The following is a 24591-nucleotide window of genomic DNA, read 5'->3' on the forward strand; positions in this document are numbered from 1 at the left end:
TGGCTCTTTTCTTCTGTTATTTACAAATTATAGACGTGCATTTAAATCTTTTGCTAATTCTTCAAATCCTGGTTTACCTAATAAAGCGAACATGTTGCGTTTGTAAGCTTCAACACCTGGTTGGTCAAATGGATTAACCCCATTTAAGTAACCTGAGATGCCCACTGCAATTTCGAAGAAGTACATAACATAACCTAATGAATAAGCATCCATTGTTGGCACTTTAACGATCATGTTTGGCACACCACCATCTGTGTGAGCAAGCAACGTACCTTCGAACGCTTTTGTATTGACGAAGTCAATTTCTTTTCCTTGTAAATAGCCTAAGCCATCTAGATCTTCATTTTGTTCTGGAATTGAAATGCTATGGCGTGGATTTTCAATTTTAACCACTGTTTCAAATAAGTTACGCATACCCTCTTGAACATATTGACCCATAGAATGTAAGTCAGTTGAAAAGTCTGCGGCTGCTGGGAAAATACCTTTGCCATCTTTTCCCTCTGATTCACCGTATAATTGTTTCCACCATTCAGAGAAATAGTGCATGCCAGGCTCATAGTTAATTAACATTTCAGTTGTTTTGCCTTTGCGATATAAAATGTTACGTAACGCAGCATATTGATAGGCTTGGTTTTCTTTTAAGTCGCTCGTTGCGCCGTATTCTTTACGTGCATCATTTGCACCTTCCATTAAACGATCAATATCCGCACCGCTAACAGCGATTGGTAAAAGACCTACTGGCGTTAAAACAGTGAAACGACCGCCCACATCATCAGGAATCACAAATGTTTCCCAACCTTCCGCATCGGCTTCAACTTTTACTGCTCCTTTAGCACGGTCAGTTGTCGCATAAATACGTTTATTGGCTTCTTCTTTGCCATATTTATTAATTAATAACTCTTTAAAGACGCGGAAAGCAATCGCTGGTTCTGTCGTCGTTCCAGATTTTGAAATAACGTTGACAGAAAAATCACGATCACCAATCACATTGATTAAATCAGCTAAATAAGTTGAGCTGATGCTATTTCCAGCAAAGAAGATTTGTGGCGCTTTCCGTTCTTCTTTTGATAATAGATTATTAAATGAATGTGTCAAAAATTCAATTGCTGCACGGGCACCTAAATATGAACCACCGATACCAATGACTACTAATACCTCAGAGTCAGATTGAATTTTTGCTGCTGCTTTTTTAATGCGCGCGAATTCTTCTTTGTCATAGTTTTCTGGTAAATCAATCCAGCCAGTAAAATCATTACCAGCTCCTGTACCTTCACGTAATGCTTTGTCCACTGCAGTGACTTGTGTTTGCATGTATTCCAATTCATGGTCAGCAACAAATGGTGCTAATTTGGAATAATCTAATTGAATGTGTGACATTCCTTTTCCTCCTCGAAAGTAAACTTACTACATGTATACTTTACGTGTTTTTAGACATTTTTTCAAGCAAATTCTTTTGGATAGACCAATTGTTTAATTTTAACTATTTAATTAGAGATATTTATTCTCTTAATCAAACAAACCAAGAAAAAATGCTAGGAAATCCTAGCATTTTTTGTTATTAAACAAGTCCTTGACTCAGCATCGCTGCCGCTACTTTTTCAAAGCCAGCAATATTCGCACCTAAAACAAAGTTATCTCGTGCCTGATATTCGTTAGCTGTATCACGACAAGTCTCATAAATGTTTTGCATAATTTGATCTAGCATACCGTCAACTTTTTCAAAGGACCAAGCTAAACGTTCAGCATTTTGGCTCATCTCTAATGCAGAAACCGCAACACCACCTGCATTAGCGGCTTTACCTGGACAATAAATTACAGCTGATTTAGCAAAAACGGCGACTGCTTCTAGTGTACAAGGCATATTTGCGCCTTCTGCCACGACTTTCACTCCATTTTTCACTAAAATAGCGGCTTGCTTTTCGTTGATTTCATTTTGTGTTGCACATGGTAACGCAATGTCATACGCTGTTTCGAAATCCCAAACAGATTCTTTATCATAATAAGTTGCGCCTTTACGTGTTTCAACATATTTTGAAATGCGTTCACGATTTTTTTCTTTTAGTTCTTTTACTAACGCCACATCAATTCCTTCTGGATCATAGACAAAACCAGACGAATCGGAACATGTGATTACTGTGGCGCCTAGCTCAGTTGCTTTTTCCATGGCATAAATTGCGACATTCCCGCTACCAGAAACAGCGACTTTTTTGCCTTCAAACGTATCGTTTTTATCTGCTAATAAATGTTTAACAAAATAAACCGTTCCATAACCCGTCGCTTCTGTTCTTGCTTGGCTTCCCCAGTATCCTAAAGGTTTTCCAGTCAACACTCCTGCATCATAGTTGCGCAAGCGTTTATACATGCCAAACAAATAACCAATTTCACGAGCGCCTACGCCAATATCGCCTGCTGGAACATCTGTACTTGGACCAATATGTTTTTGAAGTTCGGTCATGAAACTTTGACAAAAGCGCATCACTTCAGCATCTGACTTACCTTTTGGATCAAAATCACTACCGCCTTTGCCGCCACCGATTGGCAAACCAGTTAAACTATTTTTAAAAATTTGTTCAAAGGCCAAAAACTTCATCACACTTAAATTCACACTTGGATGAAACCGCAAACCACCTTTGTATGGTCCAATCGCTGAATTATATTGGACACGATAGCCTCTGTTCACATGCCAGTTGCCCTGGTCATCTTGCCACGGCACACGAAATTGAAAAATACGTTCAGGTTCAATCAAGACACCTAAAACATTTGCTTCAATGTATTGAGGATTTTTTTCTAAAAAACCTTCTACGGTTGGTAAAAACTCATCGACTGCTTGTAAATATTCTGTTTGACCTTGGTCTAATTGGTGAATCTTTTCTTGAATATTTTTAACATATTGTTTTGCGTCCATTTAATCATCCTCTCATTGTTATAGGTTTATTTTAACTGAAAATTCAAAAATTACCATAGTCAAACGTTTATTTTTTCCTTAAATCCAGAAAAAATCCCGTAATTATGGTACACTACCTATTGAATTGGAGGAGAACTATGAAGAAATTTGATGTAATTATTGTCGGTGCTGGGACGAGTGGTATGATGGCCACGATTGCGGCCGCAGAAGCTGGTGCTCAAGTATTATTGATTGAAAAAAATCGCCGTGTTGGGAAAAAATTATTAATGACTGGTGGCGGCCGCTGTAATGTAACCAATAATCGGCCCGCAGAAGAAATCATTTCATTTATTCCTGGGAATGGAAAATTTTTATACAGCGCATTTTCACAATTTGATAACTATGATATCATGAACTTTTTTGAATCCAATGGTATTCACTTAAAAGAAGAAGATCACGGACGCATGTTCCCTGTTACAGATAAATCGAAGTCAATTGTTGATGCGCTATTTAACCGCATTAACGAATTAGGAGTCACTGTTTTTACAAAAACACAGGTCACAAAATTACTACGAAAAGACGATCAAATAATTGGCGTTGAAACCGAACTGGAAAAAATTTATGCACCGTGTGTTGTATTAACAACTGGCGGCCGCACTTATCCTTCCACAGGAGCAACTGGTGATGGCTATAAACTAGCCAAAAAAATGGGGCATACCATCAGCCCGCTCTACCCTACCGAATCACCTATTATTTCTGAAGAACCTTTTATCCTTGATAAAACGTTGCAAGGTCTCTCTTTACAAGATGTTAATTTAACTGTTTTGAACCAAAAAGGAAAACCTTTAGTTAATCATCAAATGGATATGCTGTTTACACATTTTGGCATTTCAGGACCTGCCGCGCTCCGCTGTTCTAGTTTTATTAACCAAGAATTAACTCGCAACGGCAATCAACCTGTCACGGTAGCCTTGGATGTGTTTCCGACAAAATCTTTTGAAGAAGTGCTGAAAAACGTTGATTACATGATTGAGGAACAGCCAAATAAAGTGGCAAAAAATGCCTTTCATTCTTTAGTACCAGAACGGCTGCTCACTTTTTATCTAGAGAAACTAGCAATTGAAGAAGTGCCTGCCAAACAACTAACAGAAAAGCAACGTCTTTCCTTTGTGGAACTACTGAAAGACTTTCAGTTCACTGTTACGAAAACATTGCCTTTGGAAAAATCTTTTGTCACAGGCGGTGGGATTTCCCTCAAAGAAGTGACCCCTAAAACAATGGAGAGCAAATTAGTCAATGGTTTATTTTTTGCTGGTGAACTTTTAGATATTAACGGCTATACTGGAGGCTACAATGTTACAGCTGCATTTGTCACTGGACATGTTGCTGGCTCCCATGCCGCAGAAATTGCAGAATACACCTATTTACCAATTGAAGAAGTCTAAACAAAAAGTCGCTAAAATAGCGACTTTTTGTTTACTTTTTTTATTTATCAATAATTTTCCCGTTTTCTAAATAAATAGTGCGGGTGGCTACTTTTTCCACAAACGTTTCATCATGCGAGGTGAAAATTACTGTTCCTTGATAGGCACTTATAAATTCTTCAAGTGCTTGGATTGTCTCTAAATCAAGAAAATTGGTGGGTTCATCCAATAAGATGATATTATTTGGTTCTATAAATAATTGCGCCAAAGTAATTTTTATGGCTTCGCCACCACTTAGAGAAGATATCTTTGTCTGTAAATTTTCTTGTTGAAAACCTAGCCGATATAAAAGTGAACGCACAATCTTTTCAGAATAATTTGTCCGCTTCAATAAATAAGTCAACAGTGGTTCATCATTTTTTAATCGATAATCTAATTGATGATACGTTCCTAACCGGACTTTGGGAGAAAAGTAAATGGCCGGGTGACGAGCTTCAATTTGTTGAAGGAAGGTACTCTTCCCAGCACCATTTTTTCCACAAAGTGCTATTTTTTCGTTTAAAGGAATTTGAACGTTCACTTGGTTAAGAATTGTTCGATTCTCATAAGCGAAAGTTAAATTTTCAATTCTAATTGGATATGGATTGTATAAAGAGAACTGATTATTAGTAGGAAAAATAATTTTTCGCTCTTGTTTTGCTTGCGCAACATCGGGTAATCTGTCAATTCTGGCATTAATCGCTTTCGCTTGTTTTTGGAGTGCTTTTTGTACGCTATCTTTTTGTTTAGAACCAGCTAAACGACTAGGTTTAATTTGCTTTTGTTTTTGTTTTTTTGAAACATGACTAGATTTTTGCGCTTGTGCTTGTTTCTTTGTGTAAGATTCCTGTAATTTTTTCTTTTCCTTTTGATATTGATGATAGACATTATATTGTGTTTGCTGTTCCAATTCTTTTTGACGACAATACGCATCGTAGTTCCCTAAATATTCTTTGACATGTCCATCCGAAACTTCCCAAATTTTCTCTGCTAATTGATTCAAGAAAAAGCGATCATGACTAACAAACAAAACGGTCCCATAATAATACGTTAAATCTGCCACTAACAACTGACGATGTTCTTTATCTAAATGTGTGGTTGGTTCATCTAAAATAACCCCGGTTGGATACTCTGAAAATAATGTTGCTAAGCGTTTTTGGACTTTTTCGCCACCACTTAGTTTTTGATTTTTCTGATTTAGCAAACAGTTTTTGTCAGTTTTCTCTGATTCATTCGTTATTTCTTCAGCTACTTGTGCCAAGTAATGAAAGTCGTTCAATCTTTGAACTTTTCCTTTGTCTGATTGAATCTTACCCATAATTAAATTGAGCAGTGTTGATTTTCCTGCGCCGTTTTTACCAATAATCCCAATTTTTTCATTTTCATATACAAATAATTCATCAATTTCTAGAATTGGTTTTCCCGAAAAGTGAATACTTACTTCTTTCAGATGAATACTTAATTTTTTCATTTTGCCCTCTTCTTTCATTTCTGAAACGAAAGAATCTTGGGTACGCAAAAAAGGACAGCCTAATCGCTATCCTTGTAGTTTCGTATAAAAGTACACACGTCACCCATGAATTTTAATTTCAGACTTTTTGATAAGATTTATTCAATTTATTTTGTCAAAAAGTCAATCCAAATTCTGATAGATGCCAACATACAATTATACCTCCTCGTTTAATTACTCCCACATTAACACCTCTGCTTTCTTTTGTCAATTCTGACCCTAAAATGAGAGAATCGGACTTTAGTAGGATACAATTTTACCGAAACTATGGCAAAATAAAGACGGAGGTGAAAACCATGAAGATTACATTGACACGAAAAACATCAGCTTGGGGCGCGTTACGCTATTTTACATTTTATAAAAATGGTGTGCATCAAGGGAAACTTTTTACTAATGTACCTATTGAAATTGAAGCTGATCCTGGGGATGTTTTAACGTTCTATGAAGGCTGGTTCCAATTTTATCGGCGCATTGAAGTTACTGAAGATACCAAAGAAATCACGATTATCAATTCTAAAAAATTGCAACACGTTTTCTATACCTGTGTCGTCTTATTTTTAATTTTAACGCTATTATTCCTTTCCGCACAGAAACTTTCGACATTTATTATTGCTGAAATTTTAATTTACTCTGGTATTCAGTGGCTGTTCCGGCAACAAACCTATCATTTTACTGTCAAGAAAAAAACGGAATCCTTTGCTTCCTATTCTAAAAAAAGTATCGCACACTAAACGAATCTTTAGCGTGCGATATTTTTTAATTACTTTTCATTAATTCGGCCACATATGTGACTGTTTCTGGTTGTGTTTCTTCAATTTTATTAATCGCATCTGCAAAATTCGGTAAATGTGCTTTGTGGGCAATTAATAATTCGTCCAACAAGGTCTTCGCCATGACGCCGCCAGGAACTAATGGATTAATAGTGAAAGCATGCAATGCTGCGCCGTAATCACCATTGATGGCTGCTCGAATAACCGTTTCTTCCATAGCTTTCATATTTTGAATAATTCCTCGTGCTGCTGGCGGAAAGGCCCCCCAGTTGTAAGGTTCATGGCCATGTGCTGTCACAGGTCCAGATACTTCTACAACACAATCATACGGTAAATCAGTAATTGTCCCATTATTTTCAGTAGAAACAACCATATCCGTTCGTTTATCATTATAGATTGATGCGATCATTTCACAAGCTGCATCGCTATAGTGTGTGCCGCCCCGTTCTTCTAATTCTTTTGGTTTGTAATCTAGTTTGGGATCTTTATACAATTCAAACAAACGACCTTCCGTTTCTTTAACCACTTGTGCTCTTGTTTCGCCCCGTTCATACTCTTCGATGGAATGCTTCAACATCTCATCTTCAATATAATAATAGCGATGATAACCACATGGTAACATTCCTAAATCTTTTAACTGTTCATAATGGAACGGCGCATCAAAAATATTTTTCAAATGACTTTCTTGCTCTTGCTTAGGCCCGTAAATTAAATCAATGAGTTCTTGTGTTCGCTCTTGTCCTTCTTTGTCCCAAACGCGGTGCCAATGGAAATGATTAATTCCAGCAAATTTAAAGAATAAGTCTTCTTCTGGAATTCCCAGCATTTCGGCCGCTTGTTTTCTATGACCAATCGGCACATTACATAAGCCAACTGTTTTTTTCCAACCGCCATGTTTAATTGCAGCTTCCGTAACCATTCCAGCTGGATTAGTAAAATTCACTAACCAAGCATCTGGGCAAAGACGTTTCATATCGTCAATAATAGCTAAAATGACAGGAATTGTTCGAAATGCTTTAAACATTCCTCCCGCGCCATTTGTTTCTTGGCCTAATACCCCATGGGACAAAGGAATCCGTTCATCTTTAATGCGAGCATCTAATAATCCTACACGGAACTGTGTTGAAACAAAATCCGCCCCTTTTAAGGCTGCTTCACGGTCCAATGTTAAATGAACTTCCCAATCTAAACCAGCAGCTTTAATCATGCGCTTCGCCATTGCCCCAACGATTTCCAATTTTTCTTTACCAGCTTCAATATCGACTAACCAAATTTCCTTAATTGGCAGTTCATCTTTTCTTTTAATATATCCTTCAATTAATTCAGGTGTATAACTAGAACCGCCACCAATTGTTGCAATTTTTAATGCTCCTCTTGTCATCCGTCTTCTTCCTCCTTGATTAAATTGTTATCGTTTACATCTTTAGGATAAATTATGGGAATGTTCCCATGTCAAGCACTATTTTCAAAAAAATGTATGCTATACTTCTTATAAGAATACATTCCACTTTGGAGGTAAAAAATGACGTCTATCATTGATGTAGCAAAAGTTGCCGGTGTCTCGAAATCGACTGTTTCTCGCTTAATTTCTGGAAAAGGATATGTGAGTGCCGATAGTCAAGAAAAAATTCTCAAAGCAATGAAAGAATTAAATTATACCCCGAATTATGTGGCGCGGAATTTACGAGCAGGTGCCACAAAAACCATTGGCTTTTTAGCCCCTAGCTATTTAGGTTCCTTAGGCATTTTCTTGAATCGCTTTATTTCAATTGCCAAAAAATACAATTATTCCGTAACCTTATTTTTTACAGATGGCGATCAGCAGAAAGAAATTGATGCCTTGAACCAATTAAAATACAAACAATTAGATGGCTTGTTTTTATTGACACGAACAAATGAATGGTCGGTGATTGAGCCTTACAGCGCGTATGGCCCTTTAGCAACCTGGCATCGTATCGATTCACCTAATATATACTCTTCCTACATTGATCATTACTCTGGTTATTATCGTTCCTTAGAATATTTACAACAACAAGGATACCAAAAAATCGGTCATGTCCTCGGTAATCCCGAAAATTTAAACACGCACGCACGAAAACGTGCAATGAAAGATTTTTATGAAAACACTCAGGCACCTTGGCAAGCTGAGTGGCTGATTAATGATCAGTATACTAACCATTCTGGTCGCAAAATTGCCCACTACTGGCAACAATTAACCGAAAAGCCAGAAGCTTTGGCCTTTTATAATGATCACGTAGCAGCTGAGTTTATTTCAGAACTTGAAAATCTAAATTATGCCGTTCCTCGCGATGTCGCTGTCATTGGCTTTGATAATAGTTATGTCAGTGAATTGATGCATATTACGACTGTTGATTATGCCATTCAGTATCAAGCCGAAAACTCATTTATTTACCTATACAACCAATTAAATCAGACGAACATTCCTGAAAAAAAATTAACCGTTCGTCTAGTTGAACGACGAACGGTGCCTAAAAAAGACCCGGCAGATCAGTCACTTTGACTGATTTACCGGGTCCTTTTAGAGTTAAACAAAAATTATTTATGCTTTTGTTCATTTTTTAAAATAGAAATTGACTGTTTTAAGGATTGAATCATGCCGCCTTCGCTGTATACAAGAACGTTTGATTTGTATAAACGAGCAGAGAAGATTGTTAAAATAATTCCAAAAACTGCCAAAATCACTAATGAGACAATTGCTTCCATTGTTGATGCCGTTTCGGTCGCCAAGCGTACTGGCATAATGTATGACGAAATCAGCGGAATAAAGGAAGTCACTTTCACCACGATATTTTGTGGATCATTCGTCCCAAACGTAATGCCAATCATATAACCAATTAAACCAATATACATGATGGGCTGAACTGCTTTTGCTGTATCCTCTGGTTTGGAAACAAGAGAACCACAAAGTGCTGCCAAAACAGCAAAAACGAGAATACCAATAATGAAAAAGCCTAATGTAAAAATAAAGGTTGATGAAAAAATACTTTGTGGTGAAATACCACTTAATAGACTTTTCATAAAATCAAGATTTTTCAATTGAGAATAGCCGAGAACAAACGCCACTCCGTAAATAAAAATTTGTGTTAAAGCTACTAGAATAACCCCAGTTAATTTGCCATAAAAATGGGTTTGCGCTTTTGTACTAGAGAGAATAACTTCCATGATTCTAGTGCCTTTTTCAGAAGCAATCTCTTGGGCAATAATTGAAGAATAACTGCTGATGAAGACAAATAACAAAATTGTTATCCCCATTGCTAACGCCATTTGAATCCCTGTGTTATCTTCTCCTGTTTTTATTTTGCCATTTTCATCAAAACTAATTTTTGATTTTTTAAATGTTGCTTGTTGATTCAACATGGCAACTTGCTCAGCTGTTAAATTTAAACGATTGGCATTCGCCATTGTTTGTAATTGGTTTAACATTTGAGGGATTAGCATCTCGGTTGCATTTCCTAAAGAGCGTTCAGAGTAAAGCTGACCAGAAATCTGATTATCTGTAGTGTCCAAAAGTAAATAGGCATCAATTTTCTCGTCTTTTAATTGTTCTTGGGCCTTTTTCTCAGAAGAAACAGCTTTGAAAGAAAAGTCCTCTGTTTTATTCTTTGTCAACTCTTTAACCAGCGCTTGGTTTTCCGAAACCAGACCAATGGTAGTATCTCCTGAAAAACCGCTAGCTAGAGAGCCCGCTAAGTAAACAATTCCTACAAGAAGAAATGGCGCTAAAATCATGATTAAGAAAGACAGCGACTTCACATTTTTCTTATAGACATCAGTCGCAATAATCCAAAATTTACTCATCTTGCCCACCTACTTTCATTTTGAAAATTTCTTCCAATGTTGGTGGTTGTTGATTAAACATTGGAATGTAGCCGTTGGCTGTCGCTTTATCAAACAACACTTTGCCCACTTCAGCGTTTTCTAATGTCGCTTCTAAGACGCCATCTTGTCGCAAGTGTGCTTCTTTCACACCTGCAGTAGCAGCAACTTCCTCAACAGATAACGGTGATTCTAAAAATAATTTTGTTCGACCAAATTGTTGTCGAATTTCATGAACCTGACCATCTAAAACCATGCGTCCATTTTTTAACATGACTAAATGGTCACAGATTTTCTCCACATTGTCCATATTATGACTGGAAAAAATGACACAAGAACCTTGATTTTTCAATTCAATAATGCCATCTTTTAATAATTCTGCATTAACTGGATCCAAGCCACTGAATGGTTCGTCTAAAATAATTAACTTCGGTTCATGAATAAGTGTCGCAATCAATTGAACTTTTTGTTGATTGCCTTTTGATAAAGATTTAACTTTATCCGTTTTTTTGCCTTTAACTTGAAATTTTTCCATCCAAAAGTCAATTTTAGGTTCAATTTCTTTTTTAGTTTTCCCCCGCAATGAAGCGAAATAAATTAGTTGGTCTTCAATCGTAATTTTAGGATATAAACCCCGTTCTTCTGGTAAATAACCAATAATATTGTATTCTTTTTCGTTTAATGGTTGACCATTCCATAAAACCGACCCGCTATCTTGTGTTAAAAAATTTAAAATCAAGCGAAACGTAGTTGTTTTCCCGGCACCATTTTGGCCAATTAATCCTAAAATTTTCCCGTCCGGTATCGTAAAGGATACATGATCAACTGCTTTAAAATCCCCAAAGGTTTTGACTAACTCTTTTACCTCTAACACATAAACGCCCCCTTCACTTTTTCTAAACCGCTGTTTAGTTACTCATATCGTATCTTTACTGTGTTGGCTTGTCAATGACAATTGTTATGGAAAGATGCTGCACTTTAATCAGACGCTTTATTTTCTGCTAAACGAAAAAGACCATCCGTCTCGGCAGAAATATGCACTTCATTTGCGGACAAGCCTGTACTTTCATAAAATGTATTTTTAAATTCCTTTGCCGATTTTGATGATTGGCAGGCCCAAATTCGACCTGTACGATTCAGCCACGTACCCAATTCATTTATTAAACGCTCATCAATCAGTAATTGATTTGGTACTTTTTTAAATTTTATTTGATAAACGGGTGTTAGTATTTTCATGATCAGACGTCCTCTCTTTTAAGTTAGTATTAGTATATCACGAAAGAAATCGTTATCATATTTTCTTGAGAGTTCAACTTTTCATGAAAAAATTGAATAAAAAAAAACAGACAAATTAGGAAAAGCACCTAATTTGTCTGTTTCATTTTCATTTATTTTTCTATCTCAGAGGTTGTTTCTTGGTGCAAATGACGATACACATTCTTTGCGACAGTTTCAGGTAACCCAGCTTTTCTTAATTCTTCAACACTGGCTGCCGTAATATTTTTAAGCGATTTAAATTCTTTTAAAAGATTTTTTTTACGTTTTGGTCCCAGACCTTCAATGTTATCTAATTTGGAAGCAAAACTATTTTTACTACGTAATTGACGATGGAATGTGATGGCGAAACGATGGACTTCATCTTGGATTCGTTGCAACAAGAAAAATTCTTGTGAGTTTCTTTCCAATGGTACAACTTCTAAGTCTGGTCCAAATAAAAGTTCACTCGTTTTGTGCTTGTCGTTCTTGGCTAATCCAGCTACAGGAATATCGACTCCTAGTTGATTGGCTAACACATCTTTGGCAATATCGACTTGGCCTTTACCACCATCGATTAAAATTAAATCAGGAAAAGGCAAGCCTTCTTTTAAAACTCGTGAATATCTGCGATAAATGACTTCTCTCATAGAAGCGTAATCATCAGGACCTTGGACAGTTTTTATTTTATATTTTCGATACTCATTTTTAGCTGGCCGTCCGTCAATAAACACAACCATCGCAGAAACAGGGTTGGTTCCCATAATATTTGAATTATCAAATGCTTCAATTCGAATGGGCGCAGGTATGTTCATCGCATTGCCTAATTTTTCAACTGCGCCAATTGTTCGTTCTTGTTTCCGTACAATCAAATCGAATTTTTCATTTAAAGCAACTGCAGCATTTTTACTGGCTAATTTAACCAGTTTTTTCTTTTCTCCCCGTTGCGGTTGCAAGACTTTCGTAGCTAATAACGCTTCAACGCTTTCTTTATCAATGTCATCAGGAATCAAGACTTCTTTTGGCACAAAATGCTCATTCTCTTGATAAAATTGTCCAATAAAAGTTAAAAATGCTTCACTGGCATCATCATAAAATGGAAAAATCGATACATCACGTTCGATTAATTTTCCTTGTCTGACAAAGAATACTTGGACACACATCCAGCCTTTATCAACAGCATAACCAAACACATCACGATCAATTAAATCCACATTCGTCATTTTTTGGCGAGTCATAACTGTTTCAATCGCTTTGATTTGATCGCGAAATTCTGCAGCTTTTTCAAATTCCATATGTGCAGCTGCATAAGCCATTTTTTCTTGTAAGCGGTCTTGAATTTCTGTATGTCCACCAGAGAGAAACCCTTTAATCTCTTCCACCATATCTTTGTAGACTTGCGGATCCACATCAAAAGCATAGGGACACAGACATTGTCCTAAATGGTAATACAAACAAGGTGTTTTTTGCGACGGATTACATTTTCGCAAAGGAAAAAGCCGATCTAACAGTTTCTTTGTTTCATTCGCTGCATTTACATCTGGATATGGCCCGAAATATAACGCTTTGTCTTTTAAAACCTTTCGAGTAATCATTAAACGAGGATATTTTTCGTTTGTGATTTTGATAAAAGGATAGGTTTTATCGTCTTTTAACATGATGTTATATTTGGGATTATTTTTATGGATTAAATTAATTTCTAATAAAAGTGCTTCAATATTCGATTCTGTCACAATATATTCAAAATCATCGATTTCACTGACTAATCGTTCTGTCTTAGTATCATGGCTACCACGAAAATAAGACCGGACACGGTTTTTCAAAATTTTGGCTTTCCCAACATAGATAATCGTGCCGTTTTTATCTTTCATTAAATAACAACCAGGTTGATCAGGAAGCAGTGCTAATTTATTTTTTATTCGTTCGTTCATACGATACTTCCTTTCTAACAAAATACTTCATCTATTATACACCTCTTTTTGTAATTAAACAAAAAAAGCCGCTACTTTATGTACGAAAGAAACAGCCTGAAAAGACAATCGCTAATGATTTCTCTTCAGACTGAATCAGACTATTCGTAATGACTAATCAACGTTTATAAGTGTTTGGCAATCATTGCTTGCAATTGGTCTTTTGTATGAACACCGACTGCTTTTTCAACAACTTCGCCATCTTTTTTCAATAGCAATGTTGGGATGCTCATGATTCCAAAACTTGCTGGTGTTGCAGGATTTTCATCCACATCCATTTTGACGATTTTTACTTCGTCTTCATCATATTCTTCAGATAATTGTTCTAAGATGGGTGCTTGCATACGACAAGGGCCACACCAAGTTGCCCAAAAGTCGATTAAGACTAATCCTTCATCTGTTTCTGTTGCAAAATCTTTATCGGTAATTGCTTGTGTCATTTCACAAACCTCCTACTCTTTACTCTTATTACATGCTTAGTATAACATGTCATCTCTAAGATAGCGAGTGTTCTGCTTACTTATTGTAAGTCCTTGTTTATTGGAATTTTACGACAGTCGCACCATTACCACCTTGGTTTTGTGGCGCAAATTCATAGCTTTTCACACTGCGGTGATTTTTTAAAAATTCCGTTATTCCGGTTCTTAATGCACCTGTTCCTTTGCCGTGAACAATGGTTACTTGTGGATAGCCCGCTAGAATCGCAGCATCAATGTATTGGTCAACTTCTGCCAATGCTTCTTCGTAGCGTTTGCCACGTAAGTCTAGTTGTGTGCTAACATGACTGCTTTCTGCAGAACGAACCGTTGTAACTCTTGGTTTTGCTTCTTTTTGTGGAGCGACAGGCGTCATATCCTCTTCAGATACGTTCATTTTTAAAATGCCTAATTGGACTTGCCATTGTCCTTTGCCGTTGTCTTTTAATAAGGTCCCTCGTTGGCCGTAGGTATTGACAATTACTTCATCGCCAGCTTTTAATTTTTTCTGCTCTTTCGCCTTCTTCAGCACTTTGTTTTTAGCAAGCTTAGTTTCTTCGTGGTGTAATTGAGAAAGTTGTGTTTTCGCATCAATTAACTGATGTTCTTTGACACCACCTTGTTGGCCACTTTCCAATTGCATTTTGCGAATATCAGAAATAATGGTTTCTGCGTTTTCTTCCGCTTCTGCAATAATTTTATTCGCTTCTTTCCGCGCTTTTTGTAATTCTTTTTCTCGTTCTTCAAAAAATACTTGATAGGCTTCTTTCAGTTCTTTATGCAAAGCGGCCGATTCATCGACATAGTGGCGAGCTTCTAAATATTCAGTTTCGGCCATTTTGCGACGGTTTTCCAAGTCTTCAATCATTTCGTTTAAATCTTGACTTTCACCGTCCATTATTTGTTTTGCAGCTTCAATAATACTGTTGTCTAATCCAAGACGTTTCGAAATTTCAAAAGCATTACTTCGGCCAGGCACGCCAATTAATAAACGATAGGTTGGACTCAAGGTATCTACATCAAATTCCATACTGGCATTGATTGTTCCAGCTCGATTATAGCCATACACTTTTAATTCAGGATAATGGGTTGTTGCCATCACATAGGCTCCTTTAGCACCCAATGAATCTAAAATGGCAATCGCTAAAGCGGCCCCTTCTTGCGGATCTGTCCCAGCACCTAATTCATCAAATAGTACTAAACTTTGATGATCGACTTTCTTTAAGACAGACACGATATTCGTCATATGTGAAGAGAAAGTACTTAAACTTTGTTCAATCGATTGTTCATCCCCGATATCCGCAAATACTTCTGTAAAAATACCCATTTTACTTTCTTCTTCAACTGGAATAGGTAATCCAGCTTGACCCATTAATTGTAAAAGACCTAACGTTTTCAGAGTAATGGTTTTCCCGCCGGTATTAGGCCCTGTAATCACAATTGCTTGATATTCTTCTCCAATCACAATGTCATTGGCTACAGCTTTTTCTGGATCCAATAGTGGGTGCCGGGCTTGTTTAAAAACTACATGATTTGCTTGACTAATTTCTGGAACAACTGCTTTTAGTTCTTTTCCTAGTCGCGCCTTAGCATTAATAAAATCAAGTTTACCGATGACATAAGCATTATGCGTAATTTCTCGGCGATAAGGAACCAACTCAGCCGACAGTTCTGCCAAGATGCGAGTAATCTCATTTCTTTCGGCAATTTGTTGTTGTCGCAAACGATTATTCATTTCTAAAATTTGTTTAGGTTCAATAAATAAGGTTTGTCCTGAAGCACTTTGGTCGTGAACCACGCCACCAAAAATATTTTTATATTCTTGTTTGACTGGAATTACGTAGCGTTCATTTCGCATAGTAACAAGGGCATCACTCAGATAACGTGCGTTTTTCCCACGAATAATACTATCTAGTTCTTCTCGAATGGTCTGCTCACTACGACGAATATTTTGCCGAATTGCCTTTAAAGCTGGCGAAGCTTCATCTGTGACGTAGCCATCATCATCAATGGCTTGTTTGAGTTGGCGATTTAATTCAGGCAAAACTTCTAGTTGCTCTCGCCACATATATAAACGTTCAAAATCCACTTCATTTTCACTTAACTCATCAAAAAAACGAGTCAGTTCTGAAGTAGTCGATAAGACACGACCTACTTGTGCTAATTCTACACCATTTAAATCCGCACCAATTTCAATCCGTTTCATGTGTGGTTGGATATTTTCTAATTTAGGAATGGGGATTCCACCACGTAATCGTTGAACTTTTAAACCATCCTGTGTTTCATTTAGCCATGCTTGAATTTTATTTTCATCAGCAATCGGTAATAATTCCGAAACTTCGTTTGTCCCCTGAGCTGTCACAATAAATTGCAACAACTGTTGTTTTACTTTATCAAACCCTAATGTTGATAGAATACGCTGATTCATTTTTCCACCTACTTTTCTAACTTTTTCATTTGTTGAAAAGACTGAGACATAACATAAGAAGTTTCGCTTTGCTCACTTACTTCTTATCTCTATCTCAGTCCCATTCAGCTTTATTTCGTAATTGGTTCAACCCATAATTCATATGCTTGTTTTGTTAGAATTGGGGTATTTTTTACAATGCCTCGTGCCAAGCCACTTGATCGAAACTGATTTTGGACAATATCTGACGGAATCATTGACGCCGTAGCTAACACTAGAAAAAGACCCACGTATAACACAAGAACACTTAATACGCCACCTAATAGTCCATTTACCTGTTTCAAAACTGGAATAAATGTTAATCCATGTAAAAAGATCGCTAAAAAGCGAACGACTAACCAGCCTGCAAACAGCAATAATAGAAACGCAACCGCTGAATAAAAGGCTTTGTCCAAGTCTAAAGAAATCTCTTGATTAAAAAAGACAAGCTTTGACGTTGGCGTAACCGATGGATATGGAATATACAATTCTAAATGAGAGGCGACCTCTTTGTAATAGGTTCGAGCAACAAAATATGAAATTAAGTAACCTACCGAATAGAGCACTTGTAAAATCAAGCCTCGTTTAGCTCCTGTATAAAATCCAAAGGCTAAAAGTAATAAAATAAGTATTGTTAACATCTTGTCATCCTTTCAGGAACTACTCCGAAACACCTTTATTTTGAATCTGCTGTTTTCGATTTTCATTCAAAATTTGTTGGGCTTCCACATGATTATGAATTTCTACATCTTCTTGTCCATTCTTTTTCAAAACATCCCGTGCTTCTTCTTCGATAATTTCCATTCGGCGCACACGATTCTCTAATTCAGCCAAACGAATGGTTTTCTGTTTTAAATCTGCTACTTGTTTTTCCAATTTTAAAGCATATTCTTGTTTTTTTAGTTGATCTGAAATTGCATTAATTGCTAATAAAACAGAAGCTTGTTCCGTATCAGTTTGCGGAGAAAGATGTTTAATTTCCGCCAGTTGTTCGTTGACAATTTTTGTGACTAAATCCATATGTTGTTTTGACTCTTGGCCAATAATTGTATACGTATGGTCTGCAATGATTGCTTTATATCGTGTTTTTTCATTTGATGCCATGTTGAGGTTCCCTCCTGTAAATCAATCCATTCTTGCTTATTGTACCATGAAAAAAAAGCGAAGCGCAATTTTCGTACAAATTCTCTCTTATTATATGCCACAAAGCGAAAAATTTAAAGATTTCTTTACAAGAACTCTGGCAATTTAAGAACGAATAGAAATTGTGTAGGAGAAAAAGCGTGGAACAAAAAGTCAAAGTGATTTTTGTCCCACGCTCAAAACCTGATAATCAGCTAAAAATGTTTGTTTCAGCTGTACTTTTTAAGGCTTAGTTAGTATCTTTCATCTTTTCTACACGTAAACAACGCATAGCATTTAAAACAGCGATAATAGTTACACCAACATCAGCAAAGACTGCTGCTTGCATTGAAGCCAAGCCTAATGCACCTAGTACCAAAACAATGATTTTAACAGCAATCGCAAAGATAATGTTTTGTTTAACAATTCTCAATGTTTTTCTTGATAATTTAATCGCAGAGGCGATACGACTTGGTTCATCATTCATAATCACCACATCAGCAGCTTCAATTGCCGCGTCACTTCCTAAACCACCCATGGCAATCCCAACATCAGCCCGGGCTAAAACAGGTGCATCATTCATGCCGTCACCAACAAAGGCAACTTTGTTTTTAGGTGAAGATGCTTTTAACAACTCTTCTAAACGATCCACTTTGCCATCTGGTAAAAGTTCTGCATAAACTTTATCAACACCAACTTCTTTTGCAATAGCTTCTGCAACTTGTTGATTGTCTCCAGTCAGCATAACAGTTTGTTTGACCCCTTCAGCTTTTAATTCTTTTATTGCTGAAATGGCGTCTGGTTTCAATTGATCCGCAATCACTAAGTAGGCTGCAAATTGATTATCAATAGCGACAAAAATTAAAGTTCCCGCTTCCTTCACTTCTGGTGCTTCGATACCAAATTGTTTCATTAACTTCGCATTACCGACTAAAACTGTTTTGCCTTCAATTGTGGCTTTGATACCGTGTCCGGCAACCTCTTCAATTGCTGTTGCTGGAACAGTTTTTTTGCCATAGCTTTCTTTAATAGAAATAGCAATAGGATGAGTGGATAATTGTTCTGCTGTTGCTGTTAAACGCAACAACTCTTCTTCGGGTAAGACAACACTAGTTATGTTTTGAACCACAAAATTTCCTTTTGTTAGCGTACCAGTTTTATCAAAAACAATCGTTTCCGTATTCGCTAAAATTTCTAAATAGTTGCTCCCTTTAATTAAAACACCTAGTTTGCTGGCTCCGCCAATTCCACCGAAGAAACTTAAAGGAACAGAAATGACTAAGGCACATGGACAAGAAATAACCAAGAACGTTAATGCCCGATAAACCCATTCATTAATAGAAGTATCAGGGAAAATAAATGGTGGAATCACTGCCAATAAGACAGCTAAAACAACGACAACTGGTGTATAGTAACGAGCAAATTTCGAAATAAAGTTTTCTGCAGGGGCTTTTTTACTGCTAGCATTTTCAACTAAATCTAAAATTTTGCTAACTGTTGAATCCCCAAATTTTTTCGTAACATTAATGGTCAAGGCCCCATTTTTATTGATAAAACCACCTAAGATTTCATCGCCGACTTTGACCGTTCTTGGAACGGATTCACCAGTCAACGCAGAGGTATCTACCATACTTGATCCATCAATAATTTGGCCATCTAATGGAACTTTTTCACCTGGTTTCACTAATATTTGTTGCCCAATTTCAATTGTATCTGGAGCGACCGCTTTTATTTGTCCATTTACTAAAAGATTTGCTGAATCTGGACGAATATCCATTAATTTGGCAATTGATTTTCTGGATTGATCAACCGCAGCACTTTGGAACCATTCGCCGACTTGGTAGAATAACATTACTGCCACAGCTTCGGGATATTCCCCAATAAAGAATGCCCCAATCGTTGCCACAGACATTAAGAAATTTTCATCAAACACTTCCCCACGAAAAATATTCGTTACCGCTCGTTTGACAATGTCGCCACCAATTAAGACATAAACGACTAAATAAGACGCCAAAGCAACCCAATTATTACTTGGTTTAATGATAATAAGTGCTAAAAATAAAACAAATGCAATAATGATACGAATTAAGCGATTCTTATTTGGATTACGTCCCTCTTCTTCTTTGACATCTTTTAAAGAAATAACTTTGACATCTGGTTCTAACTTACCAATCACTGCACGCGCTTCATTTTCGACTTCTAAATCATGTCCTGATTCAACTTCCAGTGTCATCTTTTCAGCCATGAAGTCCACACGCGCTTTTTCTACTCCGTGAATTTTTTGGACAGATTTTTCAATTTTGTCTGCACAACTTGCACAATCAAGTCCTTCTAGTTTATAACTCTTTTGCATTTAAACACCTTCACTCCCTATATAATAGCGATTATTCCGTTTACATGAATAACCTTTCATGAATCTATTATAAATGAAGATGCAATCATATGTCAACCGCTTCACGTAATCTTTTTCTATTTTATAGACATAATGGCATAATTGCTGTAGGTGGAATGGATAACTGAGTAATAACTTTCGGATTGAGTCTATTGCTCCCTTTCCACCAAATTTTGGTTTGTTGGTGTTGAAACCAAGCACTTTGTTCAAAAGGTGCTGACAATGTTTGTAAGTGATGCACTTCGATCTGATTGGTTGCCTGCGGTTCTGTTGTGAAATCATGGGCCCGAATTCCAATAGAATGACAAGAAATAGGAACTTCTTGTGTAACCGTTAGTGTTTGTTGCCAGCCAATCACTTGGACTCTGTGCGCATCTATGCGTTTGACAGGCCAAATATTTTTACAACCAGTGAGTTTAGCTGCTTCAATCGTTTGAGGTTGGTTAAATAATTGATTTGTTGCACCAAAAAGTGTTTGGTTTTTTGTGATTATCACTAAACTCTGACATAACTTATACAGTTCATCTAAACTATGACTCACAATTAAGGCATGTTGATTTAAATTACTTAATCGCTGTTGAAGTTCAATTTGCAGCTCTTCTTTTAAGGGTGCATCTAATGCGGAAAATGGCTCATCTAATAACAGGTAAGCCGGCTGAGCCGCTAGCATTCGCGCAAAAGCCACTCGTTGTCTTTGTCCTCCAGAAAGTTGACTAGGATATTGTTGTTGGACTTTAGTTAAGTGAAAAGACGCAAGCAATTGAGTGACCAATTGTAAATCTTTTGTCACGCACGTGAGATTTTCTACTACCGATAAATGAGGAAACAACGCATACTGCTGAAACAAAAGACCAATTTTTCGTTGTTGCGGCGACAAATTGATCTTTTTTTCAGCATCGAATAAGACTTGATCATTTAAAACAATCTGACCTTTATCCGCAGTCTCAACACCCGCAATACATTTTAATAACATACTCTTGCCACAACCAGAAGCACCTAAAATTCCTGTTGTTTGCGTCTTTGTTTCAAACTGAATTTGCAAAGTATGACTTTTCAATTCTTTTTGAATATCAACAATTAATCTCATTCCGATCTTCTCCAAGCGCGCTGACTAAAAAATTCCGTAAAAAATAAAATAATCAGGCAAAGTAATAACATAATCACAACATATTGATTGGCTAAACGCCAATCCCCACTTGCTACAGCAGAGTAGATAGCTAAAGGAAGCGTTCTTGTTTTGCCAGCAATATTCCCTGCTAACATTGTCGTCGCTCCAAATTCACCTAACCCGCGGGCAAAGGCTAACACGCCACCGGCCAAGAGACCGTTCATCGACAAAGGTAACGCAATTTTTCTAAAATATCGACTTTCCGAAAATCCGAGTGTCTGGGCCACAGCCAACAATTCACTATCCATTTGTTCAAACGCCGTTAAGGCTGAACGATACATTAAAGGAAATGAAACAGCAACGGCAGCAATAACCGTAGCTGGCCATGAAAAAACAACTTGAATGGCAAAAAAATCAAGTAAAAACTGGCCCACTGGTTGCTGAACACCAAAAATAGTTAAGAGAAAAAAACCAAAAACAGTCGGCGGTAAAACTAATGGCAACGTAAATAAACTATTCAAAAGAATTTTTAATTTACGATTTTTCAAACGAAAAACAATATACGCAACGCCTGTTCCTAAAATAAAAGTAAATAAAATGGCGATTATTGCTGTCTGAAAAGATAAAAGAATTGGTCGAACATCCATTTTCCCACCTACTTTGTTAACTTAAAGCCAATATTTTCAAAATATTTTCTGCATTGTTGACTCTGTAAAAAATTTAAAAAAGCATCCGCTGATTTTTGTTTCTTAGAGGCGGCAACTTTACCAACTGGATAGATAATTGGCTTTTTCAAAGCAGCTTCAGGCATGGCCGCAACAATCGCTACTTTTGAATTGGTTGCTGCATCTGTCGCATAAACCAAGCCAGCTTCTGCACTTGCATTCGCTACCCATTCAAGGACTTCTGTTACATTCGTGCCAAAGCTTGCGTGTTTTTCTACATAGGACCAAGCACCTAAAGCTTTTAAGCCTTCTTCGGCATATTGACCAGCTGGAACACTCGCAGGATCACCAATTGCTATCATTTGGGCTTTTTTTAAATCAGAAAAATCATGCCACTTTGCTTGATCTTGGTTAGGCACAATAAGAACAAGCTGGTTTTCCAATAAAGGAACGACACTTTTCTTATTAATTAGTTTTTCTGCAACCAATGCATTCATTTGTTTTGTCGAAGCCGAGAAAAATACATCGGCTTTTAGGCCTTTTTCAATTTGCATCTGTAATTTTCCAGAACTATCATAGGTTCCAGTTACCTGAATATCTGGATGCTCTTTTTCAAAGGCTGGAATAATTTTCTTCTCCATGACTGATTCTAAGCTAGCTGCTGCCGCAAGGGTTATTTCTTCTTTTTTTGTTGAAACTGTTTCTTTTTGCGGCTGATTTGTACATGCAGCAATTAGGGCAACTAAACTGAATAAACTAAGCAAGAACACAGTCTTTTTTTGTTTAGACATTTGAACGCCTCTTTTCTTTTATAAATACCCGCCATAACTCAAGTCAATAATTTCAGATTTTTTAATCACTTCTTTGGCCATTAATCTTGGTAACAACAAATCAAAAACCGTTTTTTCTGAAAATAAAACACCACCTGGTAAGCCAATGATCGTTTGCTCTCCTTTATAAGCCAGCAAAAACATTGAGCCTGGTAAGACTGGTGTCCCATGGGTTACGATTTCAGCACCTGTCTGCTTAATTGCTAACGGTGTCAAATCATCAGGATCTACACTCATACCACCTGTACAAACAATCAGATCAAGCCCTTGTGCTAACATCTTTTTGATCGCAACAGTAATTTTTTGCGGCTGATCATCGACAATTTCTTGCTTGACAATCGTAACTAAAGGATACGCGGAGAACTTGGCTTTTAACACAGGGTAAAAAGCATCCTCAACCAATCCTGTGTAAACTTCACTGCCAGTAGTTACAATCCCGACCCGTATTTTTTTGAAAGGTTTCACAGAGATTAGTGGCTCAGACGTGCTGAACTGGCATGCCTTTTCTAATTGGCTTTTAGAAATTGTTAGTGGAATCACTCGAAAGGCTGCAACTTTTTCATCTTTCTGAACTTCTATATTGGTAATTTTAGTTGACAAGGCAAGACCTTCAATTTCATTTAAAGCAATTAATTTTTCTCGATTGACTTTTAAAAGACCTCTCGTGCTAGCTTTAGCAACAATTTTTCCTTCATGGACTTCACTCGGCTGACATGAGTCATCTGTTAACAGGTTATACAAAAATGTCGCTGCCTCTTCTTCATGTATTTCTGCTGGATCCAAGGAAACAAACAGATGTTTTTTCCCTAATGATAAAAGAATTGGAATATCTTCTTGAACAACTATATGTCCTTTTTTAAAACACACTTCCTTGGTCTTTCCATAGTCAATTCGCGTAATATCATGACTCAACGGAAGGCCAACTGCCTCTTCTGTTCGAATTGTTTTCATGGTTTATTCCTCATCATGTATGATTTTTTTATTTGTGATTAAATCCAAAGCGTGGGGCAAAACAGGCAACAAAAAATGCAAATGTTCTGTTACACTTTTTGGACTACCAGGCAAATTAACAATGAGCGTGCGTCCTCTTTGAACAGAAACGCCTCGACTTAACATAGCAAATGGTGTTTTTTCCAAGCTAAGTTGACGCAAGCCCTCACTGATCCCAGGAATGATTCGCTCTGCTACACGTAAGGTAGCTTCTGGGGTCCGATCCCGTTCACTCAACCCTGTGCCGCCTGTCGTTAAAATCAAATCACAGGTCTTAGACCACTCTTGCAATAGCTCTACTAATTGATTTTCTTCATCTGGTAAAATGGTTTGTTTGGTTACCTGGTAGAGCGCAGGTAACTGTTCACGAATCAAGGGCCCCGATTGGTCGACAGCAAGTCCTTGAAAGCAACGATCACTTAATGTTACAATGCCAACTTTAAACAACGTCTAACTGGTCTCCTTTTTTAATATGACCTTCTGTCACAACAACTGCAAAGATTCCTTCTCTAGGCATGATGCAATCGCCCACTCGCGCATAAATCTGACAGTGTTTATGGCACTCTTTCCCAATTTGAGTAACCACCAATTCGGAATCGCCTATTTTCATTTTCGTTCCAACAGGTAATTGACGTAAATCAATCCCTGAGACGATTATGTTTTCCCCGAAAGCCCCATTGCCAACCCGAGCTCCTTTTTCATTGAAAGCCGTTATTTCTTCAAAAGATAACAAACTGACTTGTCGATGCCAATTCCCGCCGTGCGCATCATTTTCTAATCCGAAACCTTTAATTAAGTTGACTTCAGGAATTTCCTTTTTCTGTGTGCCTCTTCGTGGGCTAATATTTATTGCAATAATTTCTCCTGTTTTCAT

General features: G+C 37.1%; 22 protein-coding genes. 3 read left to right on the top strand and 19 right to left on the bottom strand.

What is annotated here, in order from left to right; all coding sequences use genetic code 11:
• Nucleotides 1-27: 27 nt before the first annotated feature.
• Nucleotides 28-1377 carry a glucose-6-phosphate isomerase gene (locus tag IGK96_RS07360; protein WP_002357685.1) on the bottom strand — a complete coding sequence of 450 codons (1350 nt, stop codon included), beginning with the start codon at nucleotides 1375-1377 and terminating at the stop codon, nucleotides 28-30.
• Between the two features lie 181 nt (nucleotides 1378-1558).
• Complete coding sequence (gene gdhA, locus IGK96_RS07365) at nucleotides 1559-2905, bottom strand: NADP-specific glutamate dehydrogenase (protein WP_002360402.1); 1347 nt, start codon at nucleotides 2903-2905, stop codon at nucleotides 1559-1561.
• 137 nt (nucleotides 2906-3042) lie between these two features.
• Here gdhA and IGK96_RS07370 point away from each other — a divergent pair, with 137 nt between their 5' ends.
• Entirely contained in the window at nucleotides 3043-4329 is a 1287-nt protein-coding gene (locus IGK96_RS07370; protein ID WP_002374922.1) for an NAD(P)/FAD-dependent oxidoreductase, read from the top strand.
• A gap of 40 nt (nucleotides 4330-4369) precedes the next feature.
• Here the strand turns inward: IGK96_RS07370 and abc-f are convergent, their stop codons facing one another.
• The gene (gene abc-f / locus IGK96_RS07375) at nucleotides 4370-5836 is read right to left on the bottom strand and encodes a ribosomal protection-like ABC-F family protein (RefSeq protein ID WP_161975133.1); all 1467 of its coding nucleotides are present in this window, start codon (nucleotides 5834-5836) and stop codon (nucleotides 4370-4372) included.
• A gap of 245 nt (nucleotides 5837-6081) precedes the next feature.
• Here abc-f and IGK96_RS07380 point away from each other — a divergent pair, with 245 nt between their 5' ends.
• Nucleotides 6082-6588 (top strand): hypothetical protein, encoded by a 507-nt coding sequence (locus IGK96_RS07380; protein WP_002357693.1) that lies wholly within the window; start codon nucleotides 6082-6084, stop codon nucleotides 6586-6588.
• Between the two features lie 25 nt (nucleotides 6589-6613).
• Here IGK96_RS07380 and IGK96_RS07385 read toward each other — a convergent pair whose 3' ends face one another.
• Nucleotides 6614-8008, bottom strand: coding sequence for a 6-phospho-beta-glucosidase (locus IGK96_RS07385; protein ID WP_002357694.1), 1395 nt, complete (start codon nucleotides 8006-8008; stop codon nucleotides 6614-6616).
• 141 nt (nucleotides 8009-8149) lie between these two features.
• Between IGK96_RS07385 and IGK96_RS07390 the strand changes: the two genes are divergently transcribed.
• A complete protein-coding gene (locus IGK96_RS07390) occupies nucleotides 8150-9148 on the top strand; it encodes a LacI family DNA-binding transcriptional regulator (RefSeq protein ID WP_002360405.1) in 999 nt (332 codons plus the stop codon).
• A 35-nt stretch (nucleotides 9149-9183) separates the two neighbouring features.
• Here the strand turns inward: IGK96_RS07390 and IGK96_RS07395 are convergent, their stop codons facing one another.
• From IGK96_RS07395 to IGK96_RS07465, 15 genes are all read right to left on the bottom strand, one after another.
• The gene (locus IGK96_RS07395) at nucleotides 9184-10446 is read right to left on the bottom strand and encodes an ABC transporter permease (RefSeq protein ID WP_002374927.1); all 1263 of its coding nucleotides are present in this window, start codon (nucleotides 10444-10446) and stop codon (nucleotides 9184-9186) included.
• Nucleotides 10439-11338, bottom strand: a complete 900-nt coding sequence (locus IGK96_RS07400; RefSeq protein WP_002357699.1) for an ABC transporter ATP-binding protein — start codon at nucleotides 11336-11338, stop codon at nucleotides 10439-10441. Before IGK96_RS07400 ends, IGK96_RS07395 begins: the two co-directional genes overlap by 8 nt.
• A 104-nt stretch (nucleotides 11339-11442) precedes the next feature.
• On the bottom strand, nucleotides 11443-11700 hold the full coding sequence (locus IGK96_RS07405) for a DUF3884 family protein (protein ID WP_010713433.1): 258 nt from the start codon (nucleotides 11698-11700) through the stop codon (nucleotides 11443-11445).
• A gap of 152 nt (nucleotides 11701-11852) precedes the next feature.
• On the bottom strand, nucleotides 11853-13649 hold the full coding sequence (gene uvrC / locus IGK96_RS07410) for an excinuclease ABC subunit UvrC (RefSeq protein WP_085406596.1): 1797 nt from the start codon (nucleotides 13647-13649) through the stop codon (nucleotides 11853-11855).
• A gap of 164 nt (nucleotides 13650-13813) precedes the next feature.
• Nucleotides 13814-14128: a thioredoxin gene (gene trxA / locus IGK96_RS07415; RefSeq protein WP_002357703.1), complete on the bottom strand. Its 315-nt coding sequence runs from the start codon at nucleotides 14126-14128 to the stop codon at nucleotides 13814-13816.
• 97 nt (nucleotides 14129-14225) lie between these two features.
• Nucleotides 14226-16592: an endonuclease MutS2 gene (locus tag IGK96_RS07420; RefSeq protein WP_085443227.1), complete on the bottom strand. Its 2367-nt coding sequence runs from the start codon at nucleotides 16590-16592 to the stop codon at nucleotides 14226-14228.
• Nucleotides 16593-16702: 110 nt separating this feature from the next.
• Entirely contained in the window at nucleotides 16703-17251 is a 549-nt protein-coding gene (locus IGK96_RS07425) for a CvpA family protein (protein ID WP_002357705.1), read from the bottom strand.
• Between the two features lie 19 nt (nucleotides 17252-17270).
• On the bottom strand, nucleotides 17271-17714 hold the full coding sequence (gene zapA / locus IGK96_RS07430; RefSeq protein WP_002357706.1) for a cell division protein ZapA: 444 nt from the start codon (nucleotides 17712-17714) through the stop codon (nucleotides 17271-17273).
• Between the two features lie 268 nt (nucleotides 17715-17982).
• On the bottom strand, nucleotides 17983-20085 hold the full coding sequence (locus IGK96_RS07435; protein WP_113851234.1) for a heavy metal translocating P-type ATPase: 2103 nt from the start codon (nucleotides 20083-20085) through the stop codon (nucleotides 17983-17985).
• 121 nt (nucleotides 20086-20206) lie between these two features.
• Nucleotides 20207-21211: an ATP-binding cassette domain-containing protein gene (locus tag IGK96_RS07440; RefSeq protein WP_010828773.1), complete on the bottom strand. Its 1005-nt coding sequence runs from the start codon at nucleotides 21209-21211 to the stop codon at nucleotides 20207-20209.
• Nucleotides 21208-21879, bottom strand: a complete 672-nt coding sequence (modB, locus tag IGK96_RS07445) for a molybdate ABC transporter permease subunit (protein WP_002360415.1) — start codon at nucleotides 21877-21879, stop codon at nucleotides 21208-21210. Before modB ends, IGK96_RS07440 begins: the two co-directional genes overlap by 4 nt.
• A gap of 8 nt (nucleotides 21880-21887) precedes the next feature.
• Nucleotides 21888-22688, bottom strand: coding sequence for a molybdate ABC transporter substrate-binding protein (gene modA / locus IGK96_RS07450; RefSeq protein ID WP_002357711.1), 801 nt, complete (start codon nucleotides 22686-22688; stop codon nucleotides 21888-21890).
• Between the two features lie 18 nt (nucleotides 22689-22706).
• Complete coding sequence (locus IGK96_RS07455; RefSeq protein WP_010713437.1) at nucleotides 22707-23678, bottom strand: molybdopterin-binding protein; 972 nt, start codon at nucleotides 23676-23678, stop codon at nucleotides 22707-22709.
• Between the two features lie 3 nt (nucleotides 23679-23681).
• On the bottom strand, nucleotides 23682-24164 hold the full coding sequence (locus tag IGK96_RS07460) for a MogA/MoaB family molybdenum cofactor biosynthesis protein (RefSeq protein ID WP_002361756.1): 483 nt from the start codon (nucleotides 24162-24164) through the stop codon (nucleotides 23682-23684).
• Entirely contained in the window at nucleotides 24157-24591 is a 435-nt protein-coding gene (locus IGK96_RS07465; RefSeq protein ID WP_002357714.1) for an MOSC domain-containing protein, read from the bottom strand. Before IGK96_RS07465 ends, IGK96_RS07460 begins: the two co-directional genes overlap by 8 nt.

It is taken from the genome of Enterococcus sp. DIV0682 (assembly GCF_051712685.1).
In the GTDB taxonomy this organism is placed as follows: domain Bacteria; phylum Bacillota; class Bacilli; order Lactobacillales; family Enterococcaceae; genus Enterococcus; species Enterococcus faecalis.